Source organism: uncultured Mobiluncus sp., assembly GCF_902488535.1.
Lineage (GTDB): Bacteria > Actinomycetota > Actinomycetes > Actinomycetales > Actinomycetaceae > Mobiluncus.
In genome coordinates this window covers 1-13867 of the sequence record NZ_CABTWO010000031.1, presented here as the reverse complement: position 1 = coordinate 13867, position 13867 = coordinate 1, and the positions used below count along the sequence as shown (strand labels likewise).

Annotated in this window: 14 protein-coding genes; 5 read left to right on the top strand and 9 right to left on the bottom strand. The window is 59.1% G+C overall.

From position 1 onward, the window contains the following. Positions 1-58: 58 nt before the first annotated feature. The 5 genes from RDL66_RS08650 to uppS all read right to left on the bottom strand — a co-directional run bounded on the left by RDL66_RS08650 (position 59) and on the right by uppS (position 6172). Entirely contained in the window at positions 59-1897 is a 1839-nt protein-coding gene (locus RDL66_RS08650; protein WP_308536560.1) for a phosphoenolpyruvate carboxykinase (GTP), read from the bottom strand. A gap of 254 nt (positions 1898-2151) precedes the next feature. Further along, positions 2152-3438: an adenylosuccinate synthase gene (locus tag RDL66_RS08645; RefSeq protein ID WP_308536559.1), complete on the bottom strand. Its 1287-nt coding sequence runs from the start codon at positions 3436-3438 to the stop codon at positions 2152-2154. A 115-nt stretch (positions 3439-3553) separates the two neighbouring features. Next, positions 3554-3727 carry a cutinase gene (locus RDL66_RS08640; RefSeq protein ID WP_299296816.1) on the bottom strand — a complete coding sequence of 58 codons (174 nt, stop codon included), beginning with the start codon at positions 3725-3727 and terminating at the stop codon, positions 3554-3556. Positions 3728-3884: 157 nt separating this feature from the next. After that, positions 3885-5297 carry a PhoH family protein gene (locus RDL66_RS08635; protein ID WP_299296818.1) on the bottom strand — a complete coding sequence of 471 codons (1413 nt, stop codon included), beginning with the start codon at positions 5295-5297 and terminating at the stop codon, positions 3885-3887. A gap of 98 nt (positions 5298-5395) precedes the next feature. Further along, the gene (uppS, locus tag RDL66_RS08630) at positions 5396-6172 is read right to left on the bottom strand and encodes a polyprenyl diphosphate synthase (RefSeq protein WP_308536558.1); all 777 of its coding nucleotides are present in this window, start codon (positions 6170-6172) and stop codon (positions 5396-5398) included. A 108-nt stretch (positions 6173-6280) separates the two neighbouring features. Here uppS and RDL66_RS08625 point away from each other — a divergent pair, with 108 nt between their 5' ends. Together RDL66_RS08625 and greA are read left to right on the top strand one after the other, a co-directional pair. Beyond that, entirely contained in the window at positions 6281-6973 is a 693-nt protein-coding gene (locus RDL66_RS08625) for a hemolysin III family protein (protein ID WP_308536561.1), read from the top strand. Positions 6974-7170: 197 nt separating this feature from the next. After that, a complete protein-coding gene (gene greA, locus RDL66_RS08620; protein WP_299296822.1) occupies positions 7171-7656 on the top strand; it encodes a transcription elongation factor GreA in 486 nt (161 codons plus the stop codon). Here the strand turns inward: greA and RDL66_RS08615 are convergent. From RDL66_RS08615 to xseA, 3 genes are read right to left on the bottom strand one after another with little or no spacing between them, the layout of a single operon-like run. Then, on the bottom strand, positions 7616-8734 hold the full coding sequence (locus RDL66_RS08615; RefSeq protein ID WP_308536557.1) for an acyltransferase family protein: 1119 nt from the start codon (positions 8732-8734) through the stop codon (positions 7616-7618). The two genes, greA and RDL66_RS08615, sit on opposite strands and share 41 nt — an antisense overlap. Then, on the bottom strand, positions 8731-8985 hold the full coding sequence (locus RDL66_RS08610; protein WP_308536556.1) for an exodeoxyribonuclease VII small subunit: 255 nt from the start codon (positions 8983-8985) through the stop codon (positions 8731-8733). Before RDL66_RS08610 ends, RDL66_RS08615 begins: the two co-directional genes overlap by 4 nt. A 6-nt stretch (positions 8986-8991) precedes the next feature. Further along, positions 8992-10254, bottom strand: a complete 1263-nt coding sequence (gene xseA / locus RDL66_RS08605) for an exodeoxyribonuclease VII large subunit (protein ID WP_308536554.1) — start codon at positions 10252-10254, stop codon at positions 8992-8994. Positions 10255-10437: 183 nt separating this feature from the next. On the opposite strand from xseA, the gene ispH reads away from it, so the two are divergent. From ispH to RDL66_RS08590, 3 genes are all read left to right on the top strand, one after another. Further along, the gene (gene ispH / locus RDL66_RS08600) at positions 10438-11442 is read left to right on the top strand and encodes a 4-hydroxy-3-methylbut-2-enyl diphosphate reductase (protein WP_308536552.1); all 1005 of its coding nucleotides are present in this window, start codon (positions 10438-10440) and stop codon (positions 11440-11442) included. Between the two features lie 451 nt (positions 11443-11893). Further along, on the top strand, positions 11894-12979 hold the full coding sequence (gene ychF, locus RDL66_RS08595) for a redox-regulated ATPase YchF (RefSeq protein WP_308536551.1): 1086 nt from the start codon (positions 11894-11896) through the stop codon (positions 12977-12979). Between the two features lie 40 nt (positions 12980-13019). After that, entirely contained in the window at positions 13020-13415 is a 396-nt protein-coding gene (locus RDL66_RS08590) for a hypothetical protein (RefSeq protein ID WP_299296835.1), read from the top strand. 261 nt (positions 13416-13676) lie between these two features. Here RDL66_RS08590 and RDL66_RS08585 read toward each other — a convergent pair. After that, positions 13677-13867 (bottom strand): hypothetical protein (locus RDL66_RS08585; RefSeq protein WP_308536549.1); only part of this gene is annotated, 191 nt, incomplete at its 5' end.

Below are 13867 nucleotides of genomic sequence, written 5' to 3'. Positions count from 1 at the left end.
TCACCGAATGGTGACTGCCCGCCAAAATATTAATGGGTCAGTGCCCCATGAACACTAACTACTTGGCGGCCTTGAGGCGCTCACGCAAGCCTTCCAGCTCTGCCCGAATCTGAGCCGGGAGCTTGTCGCCGAACTGAGCGAAGTACTTTTCGGTATCTTCGGTCTCAGCCAGCCAAGCCTCGGGGTTGATTTCGAACAGGGCATCCCAAGCGGCCTTGTCGATGTCCAAGCCCTCCAGGTTGAAGTCCTCGAACTTCGGGTACTTGCCGGTCGGGCCGTCAATGGCGTCAACCTGGCCGGACACGCGCTTGACCACCCAGTCCAGCACGCGGGAGTTGTCGCCGTAGCCGGGCCACATGAACTTGCCGTCAGGCGTCTTGCGGAACCAGTTGACGTGGTAGACGCGGGGGAACTTGTCGCCCAACTTCTCTTGCATCTCTAGCCAGTGACCCCAGTAGTCCGCCATGTTGTAGCCGCAGAACGGCAGCATCGCGAAGGGATCGTGACGCAGCGAGCCAACCGCGCCTTCTGCGGCAGCGGTCTGTTCGGAGGACACGTTCGCACCGATGAACACGCCGTGAGCCGGGTTCTTTTGCTCGGTCACCAGCGGCACGTTCGAGGCGCGGCGGCCACCGAACAATACGGCGTCAATCGGCACGCCCTCGGGAGCCTCCCAGTCGGGGCAGATAATCGGGCACTGCGCGGCCGGAGCGGTGAAACGGCTGTTCGGGTGGGCCGCCTTTTCACCGGAATCCGGCGTCCAGTCCTTGCCGTGCCAGTCGATGAGGTGGCTCGGGGTCGGGCCGTCAATGCCTTCCCACCACACGTCGCCGTCGTCGGTCAAGGCGACGTTGGTAAAGATGGTGTTTTCCTTCATGGACTCCATGGCCATCGGGTTGGTGTCATAAGACGTGCCGGGAGCCACGCCGAAGAAGCCCGCCTCCGGGTTGATGGCGCGCAAAGTGCCGTCCGGGCCGGGACGCATCCAGGCGATATCGTCGCCGATGGTCTCGACCTTGTACCCCTCGATGGTGGGCTGGAGCATAGCGAGGTTCGTCTTGCCGCAGGCCGACGGGAAAGCCGCCGTCACGTGGTAGCGCTTGCCGGTCTTTTCGTCCGTCAGGCGCAAAATCAGCATGTGCTCAGCCATCCAGCCGTCGCGGCGCGCCATGGTGGAGGCGATACGCAGCGCGAAGCACTTCTTGCCCAGCAGGGCGTTGCCGCCGTAACCCGAACCGTAGGACCAAATCTCGTTGGTCTCGGGGAAGTGGGTGATGTACTTGGTTTCGTTGCACGGCCAGTTCGTGTCTTTCTGGCCCGGCTCGAGCGGAGCGCCCACGGAATGCACCGCCGGCACCCACGGCTTGCCCGAGTTAATCAGGTCCATCGCCTTGGCGCCCATGCGGGTCATGATGCGCATGTTCAACACCACGTAAGCGGAGTCGGTCAGCTCGATACCCAGCTGGGAAATCGGGCCGCCCAACGGACCCATCGAGAACGGCACCACGTACATGGTGCGACCCTTCATCGCGCCCTGGAACACGCCATTTTCCCCAATCAGGGTTTCCTTCATTTCCTTGGGGTCAGCCCAGTGGTTGGTGGGACCGGCGTCCTCTTCCTTTTCGCAGCAGATAAAGGTTCGCGATTCCACACGCGCCACATCAGACGGCAGCGAACGCGCCAAGAACGAGTTCGGGCGCTTCTCGGGGTTCAAACGGGTAAAGATTCCGGCATCAACCAGCAGTTGCGACAAGCGATCCCATTCCTCTTGGGAACCATCACAGAACTCCACAGCTTCCGGAGTCGTCATTGCCGCGACCTTAGCAACCCACTTAACTACCTCTTCAGGAGCATTTGCGGGAGCTGCAGCGCGGACATCGGTTTCAGTAACAGCCATAAAAGGGCCTCCTACATAGAATGTTTCTCTAACACGGCAATTATCGCGCATTTTCGAATATTGTGCAGGGAGTTAAGTCCTACTCCGAGGTGAATTTTTGCAACTTTTTCACGTTCAAAAGGTCGGTACACCCGTTACCCTGAGCGCTGTAGATTCCCGGTAGCGAACCGTCGCCCCCGACAACGTCAGACCGAAAGTACCGCTCACCAGCGCTCTTGTGCAGGCAAAAGCGGAAAAAGGAAACCGAAACGAAGTTAGATGAGGGTGTAACGCACGATGGCGTCTTCACGCGAAGCCCCCGTACCGATGACGGAGATGCGGCACCCTACCTTTTCCTCCAGGAAAGCGACATAATCCTGCGCTGCCTGAGGAAGTTTCCGGAAATCGGTGATACCGGAGATGTCCTCACCCTTCCAGCCGGGGACTTCTTCGTAAATCGGGCGGGAAGCGGCGAAGTCGACCGAATAGTCGGGCATCTGGTCGGTACGTCCGCGCGGGGTTTCGTAGCCCACACAGACCGGGATTTTTTCAAACTCGGACATGACATCCAGTTTCGTCATCACCAGGTCGGTCAGGCCGTTGACGCGCACGGCGTAACGCACCACCACCGCGTCAAACCAGCCGGTCCGGCGCGGACGCCCCGTCGTCGCTCCGTATTCTGAACCGAGTTCCCGCAGCTGTTCACCAGTTGCATCGGTCAGTTCGGTCGGGAAAGGCCCCTCACCCACGCGGGTCGTGTAGGCTTTCATAACCCCGACCACCCGGTCGATGCGGGTCGGGCCGATACCGGTACCGGTGCAGGCTCCGCCCGCGGTACAGTTCGACGAAGTGACGTAAGGGTAGGTGCCGTGGTCGATGTCCAGCATGGTCGCCTGACCGCCCTCGAACAATACCACGCGTTTTTCGTCCAGCGCGTTGTTCAACACTAGGGACGTGTTTGCCACCATCGGGCGTAGCCGCTCCGAGTAGGACAGCAGTTCCTGGGTAACTTCAACGGGGTCAATCGGTTCGGCATGGGACCAGCCCTGGGAGAGACTCTTCACAAGGTCGGACATGACGGTGACTTTTTCGCCCAAGATTTCGGGGTCGAACAGGTCTTGGACTTGGATTCCAATCCGGTACATTTTTTCGGCGTAGGTCGGGCCAATCCCGCGGCCGGTGGTGCCAATCTTGCGGTGGCCACGGTACTGTTCAGAAGAACGGTCTATGGCGATGGCGAAAGGCGTGATGACGTGGGCGCGGCTGGAGATGAGCAGTCGTTCGCAGGGCACGCCCCGTTTTTCCAAGTCGTCGATTTCCTGGAACAAAACTTTCGGGTCAATGACGGTGCCGTTGCCGATAACCGGGGTCACGCGCGGGGACAGGATACCGGTAGGCAGCAGGTGCAGAGCAAACTTTTCCCCATTGACCACCACGGTGTGACCAGCATTGTTGCCGCCGTTGTATTTGACGGAAAAATCCACGTCTTTGGCCAGCTGATCAGTTGCTTTTCCTTTACCTTCGTCGCCCCACTGGGCTCCCAAAACTACTATCGCAGGCATTGTTCTTTTCGTCGTCCTTTGGAAATCGGGATTGCGCAGCACGCGCAGAGTCAGTCTAGCAAATCATCGGAGCCTTTGACCTCTCGGCTCATGGCTCAGAGATAGCGGCGGGGAATCAGGGACGCGAAGACGCCTCCAGTTCGGCCCATTCAGAGGGAGTCAGCCGGAACACGCCCTTTTCCTCCGCCAAGCGTTTGGACGCGAGCGCGGCAGCGATGGCTGAACGCATCAGCAACGATTGCGCCTCCGGAGGAAACGGGAGATCTTGCGGGTTTTCGTCATCACGCACGGGTATCAAACTAGCATTCAGGGGCCGATTTCTGAGGTATCAACACCCAAAACCGCCAAAAATCAACCAGATTTGTCCCCGCTTGACGTGCCTAAGTCTGCCCAAGTCAGCGCCGCCCAAGAGCGCGGCTTGTGAGGGACGACTTTAGCGCGGCGACTCAGTAATCGAGCAGGCTCGTGACCAAATCCGCGATAGCGCTGCGTTCCGAACGAATCAGGGTCGTGTGGGCGAACAGGGACGAGCCTTTCAAATCCTCGATAACCGCGGCGATACCGTCATAACGTCCGACCCGCAGGTTGTCGCGCTGCGAAACGTCGTGAGTCAGCACAATTTTGGCGTTCTGGCCCATCCGCGACAGCACCGTCAGCAACACGTTGCGCTCCAAGGACTGCGCTTCATCAACAATCACGAACGCATCATGCAAGGAACGGCCGCGAATGTGGGTCAGCGGTAGCACCTCCAGCAGGCCGCGCGCCACCACCTCGTCAACAACTTCCGGAGCGACAATCGAAGATAAAGTGTCGAACACGGCTTGCGCCCACGGATCCATTTTTTCTTCACCGCTGCCCGGCAAGTAGCCCAAGCTCTGCCCCCCGACCGCGTAAATGGGACGGAACACGATAATCTTGCGGTGCTCGTGACGTTCCACCACCGCGTCCAACCCGGCCGCCAAAGCCAGGGCAGACTTCCCGGTGCCGGCCCGCCCTCCCAGGGACACAATCCCAATTTCCGGGTTGACCAGGTGATCCATCGCGATACGTTGCTCGGCGGAACGCCCTTTCACGCCGAACAGTTCCCGATCCGTACGCACCAGGTGTACCTGATTGTCGCCCCAGATGGTAGCCAGGGCGGAGCCTCGCGGGGAACTTAAGATAATTCCAGTATGGATGGGTTGGTCCTCCAGCGAGGGGATTTCGGGTTCTTCAAAGTCGACGCTGTTGTCTTCCTCGTTCACCAGGCTCGTCGGGTCGCTGCTATAAGTCGCGACATCGTTTTCTTCATCCCCCGGGTCGTTCGTCAGCACAATCGTGTCGAACTCCACCGCGCCGTCCTGATAGAGCCGAGACATGTCCTGTTCGCTCATCTCGCCGCGAATGACCCCGCGATAGGTGTCCGCACTCGACAGCGGGTTACGGTACACATCGGCGTCCAAGCCGATAGAGGACGCTTTGACCCGCATCGGCAGGTCTTTGGACACGACCGTCACGTCCGCCCCGGTTTTCGCAAGGTTGGCGGCGACCGCCAGAATCTTCGTGTCATTGTCACCCAGGCGCATCCCGGAGGGGAGCACCGAGTCGTCGATAGAGTTCAGCTCCACCCGCACGGTCCCCCCTTGTGAACCGACCGGAACCGGCTGATCGAGCCGACCGTTGGCAATCCGCAAATCGTCGAGCAGGTGCAGCGCTTTACGGGCAAAATATCCCAACTCCGGATCGTGACGCTTTTTCTCTAGCTCAGTGATTACCACCACCGGCAAAACCACCTGGTGTTCGGCAAACTTCAGCAAGGCCTTCGGATCGGACAACAACACGGACGTATCAAGCACATAGGTGCGCGCGGGGGTAGCCATGTCTTGACCCTATCAATAGCACGGGGTTCGAGCGTGCTAAAGCGCCGCCTTTACGAGGTTCTTACATTTGTAATTTGTCGGGGCGGGAGCGGCGCGACTCACTTTCCCAAGCGGCGTTCCCGATTTCCGTAGTCGCGCAGGGCACGCAGGAAGTCGACCTTTCGGAAGCTCGGCCAATACGTTTCACAAAAATAAAACTCCGAATTCGCGCTTTGCCACAGCAAAAATCCGCTGAGACGCTGCTCCCCTGAAGTGCGAATCACCAGGTCAGGGTCCGGCTGACCCTTGGTGTACAGGTGCGCTTCAATGTCCTCCAAACGGATTTGGTCAGTCAAATCCGCCAGGGTTTCGCCTTTTTGAGCTGCTTCGTTGAGGTATTCCCGCACGGCGTTGACGATTTCCTGACGTCCCCCATAGGCGACCGCGATATTTACCACCAGCGCGTTTTCCGGCCCGGTTCCGTTAGCCGCATGCAAGATTGCGGCCAGGCCCGGGTCCAGCAGGGACGTGTCGCCCAACACCCGCAAATGGTAGTGGCCTGAGGCTTGCAAACCTTGCACGGTATGGCCGATAACGTCTTGCAGGGGCTGGAGCTCCGCGGCTTTCCGGCCCAGGTTGTCAATCGAAAGCATCCACAAGGTAACGACTTTGACGGGCCATTCCTCACACCACTGCAAAACTTCGGTAATTTTCAGGGCTCCGCGCTGGTGACCGCGGGTCGCCGGAGCGCCTTCCGCCTTTGCCCAGCGCCGGTTTCCGTCCAAGATAATGCCGATATGCTGAGGCACCCCTGCCGGGTCAATTTCATGAATCAAACGTCTGGCGTAAATTCGGTAAAGAATTCCAGGCTTTGACTTTTTTACGGAGCTGCTCACATAATCAGTTTAAAACATTAAAACACTTAACTTGCCTGTCTTGACTGGCGCGGGTGGGGCAAGCCGAGCGGGGGGAATGTTATGGGTGTGAAATCTGGCAGGACGCTGATGCCGCGTCTGGTTAATCCTCGCACCGGGCGGCCCTACACTTTTCAACGGTGGGATTGGAAAGCAATGCGCCGCAAACCCGCCCTGCGCGGGTGGATTCACACGGTCGCCACGCCGCTGTCGATGGCGGCTTCTATCGTGTTGCTGGTGTTGGCGCCGAGTTCCCTGAAGTTCTCCTGTGTTGTCTATATGCTGTCTTCCCTGGTGTTGTTTGCGATGAGTGCGGTGTATCACATGGGTTCGTGGCCGCAGTCGGTGGACGCGATTTTGCGCCGTTTCGATCACGCCAATATTTTCTTGCTCATTGCCGGCACCTACACGCCGGTTTCGTTCGGTCTGCTGGGAGGGCGCGATAGAACGATTTTGCTTTCAGTAGTCTGGGTGGGGGCGATTTTGGGGATTGCTACCTCGTTGATTTGGCCGCACGCCCCCCGCTGGATAACCACGATTCTTTACGTGGTTTTAGGTTGGGTTGCCTTGATGTATTTCCCCGAGCTCTATGCGGCTTCCCTCCCTGCTTTCTGGATGCTGGTGGCAGGCGGTTTGGCCTACACGGTCGGGGCGGTCATCTATGCCACGAAGTGGCCTAATCCTGACCCTACGATCTTCGGTTTTCACGAGTTTTTCCACGCTTGGACCGTCGCGGCCTGGGCGTGTCACTGCGTCGCGGCCTATTTCGCTATTCTTGGTTAGGGTTCACAAGGCCGGTGGTTCGGGTTTCCTCGCAGCCATGGACTTTTGCCGGGCTGTTTCGATTTTTCTAGCGTTTTACTTGATTTTAATATCTGGTAAAGTATTGAACGCTTGCGTTGCGGCTGATTTTTTGAAACAAGCTTGCTTTCTTTTGCCTGACGCAGGCGCTAATCTTTTAATCTTTCAAGGAGACGATTATGGCTGAAGAAGCGAAAAAAAACTGGATGACCCAGGCGTCTTTTGACCGTCTACAAGCGGAGCTCGACGAACGCACGGGGCCAATCCGCTCGGAAATCACCAAGAAGATTGACGCGGCCCGCCGCGAAGGCGACCTGAAAGAAAACGGCGGCTATCACGCGGCTCGTGACGAACAATCCCAAAACGAAACCCGCATCTTGGAGTTGCAAGAAATCCTGAAGTACGCCGAGGTCGGCGAGGCGGCCGCCGATGGCACGATTGGACCGGGCAGCGTGGTAGAAGCAAAAGTCGGACCGAAAAAGATGAAGTTCCTCTTGGGTTCGCGTGACGCCGCCAAAGGGATGGACATTCAGGTGTTTTCCCCCGAAGCCCCCCTTGGGGTAGCCCTGGCAGGTCACCGGACTGGCGACACCGTGGAATACGTAGCGCCGACCGGCAAGAAGATCAAGGTTCAGGTGCTGGACGCTCACCCCTACCAGGGCTGAGCTTTCCCTCACGTTTGGTGCAATATTCCGCCCAGTTTTTCGACCAGGCGCTGAGCTGGGAATCAATCGGAGCGGTGAGGCGCGCCATCAGCCACGCCAAGCCAACCGTCGCCGCGAAGCACGTTAGAGCGTAAACGTAGGGAGCGGCGCTAGCCATGCCGAGTTCCCGTAGCGCCAGCATCGGCAGACGCTGCAGCACGTAAACCCAGAACAGGTGTTTGCCAAACCAGTGCAGCACGGGATTGTTTAGATGTAAGTACAACGTGATTTGCACGATTATCAGACAAAACAGCATGGCTTCGAGTTCGAACACCAGGAAGCTCAGGTGGTCGAACTTAGTGGTGAGGACAAAAAGCGCCACCGTGACGAGTAGCGCGGAGACGTAGCCCACGGTGCGACGGTAGACGCGCTCGAAGTGGTCGCGGGCCAGGCAGTAGCACATGCCCAGCAGATAGCAGCACAACGTGTTGTAGGTGTAGGTGGCGCTACCTTTGAAGTGCCACATGAAAACGGTGAAGCCTCCCACCAGTACACAGTTCAGGATGAAAGCCAACCACGGGCGGCCGCCGAGGATTACGAACGCCAGCCAAGTCAGAGCATAGAGCACCAGAATCGCGAAAATGTACCAGCTGGAAGAGCCGATAGATTTCCAGCCGAGGAACGCCCACGCTGTCTGTGCCGGGGTGAACGGGCGCGAAAGCGACAGGTTCATGATGATGAACAAGACCTGGGCGATAGCGAAGTTCACCCAGGTCACGCCCACGCGCTTGAGCGGCATAGTGTGAACATAGCCGGGCTTGTGCGCTAGGGAATATGCTACTCCGTAACCGGAATAGAACAGGAACAAAGCCACCATCAGCTGACCGAGCCCCGTGGCAACGTGGTGCATCACCCCGTCCCACGCTGGGTTATAGGGCATGTAGGAACGGATGTGGGCATAAAAAACAATCAGGATAAAGACGCCGTTGATGCGGGTGGTGTGGTCGTGATCGAGGTATCCCTCGAAATTGTCACCGTGCCGATGAATCCTGGCGCCCCACAGCACCAGAATGACAATGAACAGCAGAAACAGGTTCATTGGGCTTGGCGTTCGGCGAGCCGAGCCTGAGCGGAGTCGAGGATAGTCTGGCAACGTGAGGCCAAGGCTTCCCCGCGATCCCACAGTTTCAGGGTGTCCTCCAGGGGAGCTTCAGCGTTTTCCAGGGCCTGCACGGTTTCGATGAGTTCGGCGCGAGCCGCCTCGTAGCTCATCTCCGTGACATCCTGGTTGCCTGCCGCGCCTGTTCCCGCCGCGTCAGTCGGGGTTTGCTGAGGATTTTTTTCGCTCATGATTCTTTACCTTTCATCGGTGTTCGGATTCGTGCCAAAAACGGTGGCGACCAGGGAGCCGCGCGCCAAGACGGCCTCCAAGAGGTCGCCCTTCTGAACTTCACTCGCGTCAGTCACTACGGTTTGGTCGGGTTTGCGCAGTACCGCATATCCGCGTTCCAAAGTGGCCTGGGGCGAGATAGCTCGCAAGGTTGCCCGCGCCGCCGCTAAGTCACGTGCCTGATTAGCCAGGACCGCCGCGACCCGCGACCGCAGGATTTCCAAGCCGTGGTTGATGTCCCGGCGCCGTTCGTCTAAAGCCGCCAGCGGATTTTGCATGACCGGCCGGGAGCGAATCGCGTCAAGTTCACGCAGGCCCAGCTCTATACGGTTGGAAATGAGCGCCGTCATCCGGGAGCGTGCCCCGGACACCCCCTCAATTTCAGCGGCCAAATCTGGGACAATCCGTTTGCCCGCATCGGTAGGGGTGGAGGCGCGAAAGTCCGCTACAAAATCCAGCAGCGGGGTGTCTTCCTCATGGCCAACGGCGGAAACGATGGGGGTGCGCGCCGCAAAAGCCGCTCTCACCACGCTCTCATCGGAGAACCCCAACAGGTCCTCCAGGGCCCCGCCCCCGCGCGTGACGACAATCACGTCAACCCCCTCGAGGGCGTCAAGCTCAGCGATGGCCGCACTGACTTCCGCCGCGCAGCGTTCCCCTTGTACCGCTACCTCGCGAATCTCGAACTGTACCAGGGGCCAGCGCCGCGTCGCGTTTTCAATCACATCGGCCTGTGCCCGGGCGGCGTGCCCGCAGATAAGCCCAACCCGTCGCGGGAGGAACGGCAAAGATTGCTTGTGTTCCCGGGCAAAAATCCCCTCGGCAGCAAGCTTTTGTTTCAGCTGTTCCAGCTGTTCCAGGAAACCGCCCAGGCCGGCCGCGTGAATCTCCGATGCCATCAGGGCCAGCGCCCCGGTTTTCAGGTAGAAATCGGGCTTGACCCGCATGACCACCCGCGCCCCGGCGCTCAACGCCGAGCCGGCCGCAGCCACCACCCCACCAAATGCCTTGACCTGCATAGACATATCGGCTTCCAGGTCCTTTGCCACGAAAAAGGACATCCGGTTACCGGGACGTTGGTTGTATTCGATGATTTGCGCTTCCACCCAGGTCGGATCGACCCGGTCGACGTATTTGCGCATATTTTCGCTCAGGCGGCTGAGCGGCCAGGGGTTTTCCCGGGTCGTGTCGCGCGCCAGTTGCGCCGGTTCTGGTTTTCTCACTTCCATGACTCCATCATGACACAGACCCCGGAGGCAAAAAATTTCGAGTTTTGCCCCGGGGCGCAAACCGCTAAACTCAAGGCAGTTGCGCACCCGCCCGAGAAAGGGCGCCCGCCCGGACTGCTGACCGGGGAACCTTGTGCGTCACCGAAAACTTTACCGGAGAACCTAGTGCGAAAGTGAGGACGGATGGGGAAAGTATTGCTGGCCTCGCCGCGAGGCTACTGCGCCGGGGTAGACCGCGCCGTCACGGCGGTGCAGCGCGCACTCGAAGTTTACGGTCAGCCCATCTACGTGCGCAAAGAGATTGTGCACAACAAATTTGTGGTGCGCACGCTGGCTGACGCCGGGGCGATTTTTGTCGATGAATTGTCCGAGGTCCCCCCGGGTTCCCGAGTGGTTTTCTCAGCTCACGGGGTGGCTCCGAGTGTCTATGCCGAAGCCGAGAAGCGCGGTCTGGAAGTGATTGACGCCACCTGTCCGCTGGTTTCCAAGGTGCACCGAGAGGCACGGCGTTACGCTAACGAGGGTTACGACATTATTTTGATTGGCCACGCCGGTCATGAGGAAGTGGAAGGAACCTTGGGAGTAGCCCCTGACAAGATTCACGTGATTGACACGGATTGGGTCGATACCTCGGCGTTGAGTGCTGCGGGGGAGGAATCCGGGGACGACGCTGCGGGCGACCCGACCACCGCCACGGATCCCCTGGCTGGACTCAGCACCGACCCTGATGCCTTGCTAATTTGGCTTTCCCAAACGACTTTGTCGGTAGACCAGACGGCCGCCACTGTACAGCGTCTCCAGCGCAGATTTCCCGGTTTGATTAGCCCGCCATCTGACGATATTTGCTTCGCGACCCAGAACCGGCAGGGCGCGGTTAAGGCTATGGCGCCCCACTGCGAGGTTGTCGTGGTTGTCGGTTCAGCCAACTCTTCGAACTCGGTGCGGCTGCGGGAAGTCGCCCTGCAGTCCGGAGCCGGTGCAGCCTACCGGGTCGAAGGCGCCCACGAACTCAATCCGGATTGGTTTGCCGCAGCCACGACCATCGGGGTGACTTCGGGGGCTTCGGTGCCGGAAGTCCTGGTGACCGAGGTGTTGGAGTGGCTGGCACAACGCGGTTTCGATGAGGTGCAGACGGTGCAAACCACGCAGGAAACGACCTCCTTCTCTTTGCCAAAACCCCTGCGCTAACCGCGTGCACCTTAGGCAGATGCACCCGTGCTTCATCTGAGCCAGACGCAAGGTCTGGCGGCGTTCGGGGGGATACTTGCCGGGTTGCGGATATAAGGTGCGATTTGGGCAGTAGCTGCCATTATTGGCAGCTACGACCTTATTTTCACCTTTAAACCACGCGCGCCCCGAAACCTTGGGGGTTTCACACCTAAATAGCGCTGAATCCAGGGTAAATACACCGCAATTTAGGCAGGCTGCGGGGAGGGGAGCGTTGGGGGGCGACTCAGCGAGAGGCTGGGGGGTGAGCGTTTTGCGACAATCGTCGCGCAAAACGCGAGGGGGGCACCCTTTCGCCTCTTGCGAGCGCCCCCGAGCGACCGCCCCTCAGCAACGCAACCCCAGAAAACCGGATAAGTCGCCCGGGTTTAACCGGTTTAGGGCCGGTTGGAAAACCCACTAAGATTGAAGCATGGCTTTAACTATCGGTATCGCGGGACTCCCCAATGTCGGCAAATCCACTATTTTTAATGCCCTCACCAGGGCGAACGTGCTAGCGGCGAACTATCCTTTCGCCACTATTGACCCCAATGTCGGCGTGGTTCCGCTACCCGACCCGCGGCTACAAGTCCTGTCAGATATGTTCCACTCGGAAAAGATTGTGCCCGCGACCGTGTCATTCGTAGACATCGCCGGCATCGTCAAGGGTGCCTCCCAGGGCGAAGGCTTGGGCAACAAGTTCCTGGCCAACATTCGCGAAGCCGACGCGATTTGCCAAGTCACCCGCGCTTTTACCGATCCTGACGTGGTTCACGTAGAGGGCAAAATCGACCCGGCCTCCGACATTGAGACGATATCTACCGAGCTAATCCTGGCTGACCTGCAGACTCTCGAAAACACGATTCCCCGCCTACGCAAAGAAGTCAGCGGCAAGAAAACTCCGAAAGAAGTCCTGGCGGAAGCGGAACAATGCGAGGAATACCTCAACGCTGGCACGGTCCTCTCTAAGGAAATCGCGTCGGGAAACCTGGACCGCGACATCGTTAAAACTTTTCAACTCATGACCTCGAAACCCTTTATTTACGTATTTAATATGGACTCCGACGGTTTGGCGGACAAAGCGAAACAGGCCGAACTAGCTGCCCTGGTCGCTCCCGCCGAGGCGATTTTCCTGGACGGAGCTTTTGAGGCGGAGCTGGTGGAGCTCGACGCCGAGGATGCCCGAGAGATGCTGGCGGACGCCGGAATCGAAGAATCCGGCCTGGACAAGTTGGCGCGCGTCGGCTTTGACACGCTGGGTCTGCAAACCTTCCTGACTGCCGGCGTGAAAGAATCCCGCGCCTGGACCATTCATCAGGGCGACACCGCCCCGCAAGCGGCCGGCGTGATTCACACCGATTTTGAACGCGGCTTCATCAAGGCCGACGTGATTTCTTACGATGAACTGGTGGCAATCGGCGACATTCATAAGGCTCGTGAACTGGGCAAAGTCCGCCAGGAGGGCAAGGACTACGTGATGGCCGACGGCGACGTGGTGGAGTTCAAATTTAACGTCTAACGCCGGGCGTTGATGGTGCTTTGCGTTATTGGGGGGTAGGTTGAAGCGCGGTCCGTTCGTTCGCCGACGCAGCCGCCGCCGGATTCTCGGCAGCGATTCCGGCCCGAATCTCGGGGACATCCCCATCTGCGATAGCTTGAGCGAGCTGGACCACGACCACCTAATCTGGTGCACTGATTTTCGTTCGGCCCTCGGTCTATTCCGCCACCTCATGCGCGGCCGCGAAACCGCGGTGAAGAATCTGCATCTAGTCGGTTACGACAACTGGACCGGCGAGGGCTCGGCGACGCTGATGGGGGTGGGGCCCTTTGTCAAACACGCTGCCCAGGTAGTCGCGGGCTGTGTCGATGAGACTCGGCAGCACTCCGAATGGATGTCCGCAGTATCAAGGCCGCTGAACTATTCAAGTTGCGGGACGAAAAGAGTTTCGCAGTGACGCTTGGTCCCTGAGGAAGTTCGATCCTTCCACGATCTGCGCTGGGGGCGCGGAGCACTCGGGGGCCCTTGACCGGCTGGGGCACGTGTCGGGTGGTGGCTCGCCCACAACCCCCGTGCCCGCACGCACCGAGAAGGGCCAGGTCGCCGAGTACGATCCCGATTTCACGGAGCCGGACCGTGAACTCGAATGACGTGCCTGGCCCAAGGCGTGTCCACTCGGCGTGTGGTTTAACCCTTATGAGACTTGCCGGTCACAGCCTCAGCGCTTCACTTGCGCAGCCCGCAGGCCGTTCAAGATCACGATCACTTCGGCGACCTCGTGAACCAACACGACGGCGGCCAGGCCCAGCACGCCGCTGATCGCCAGTGGCATCAACACGATGATGATGGCCAGAGATAGCACGATGTTCTGGTTGATGATCCTGCTTCCTCGGCGGGCGTGCTGCAACG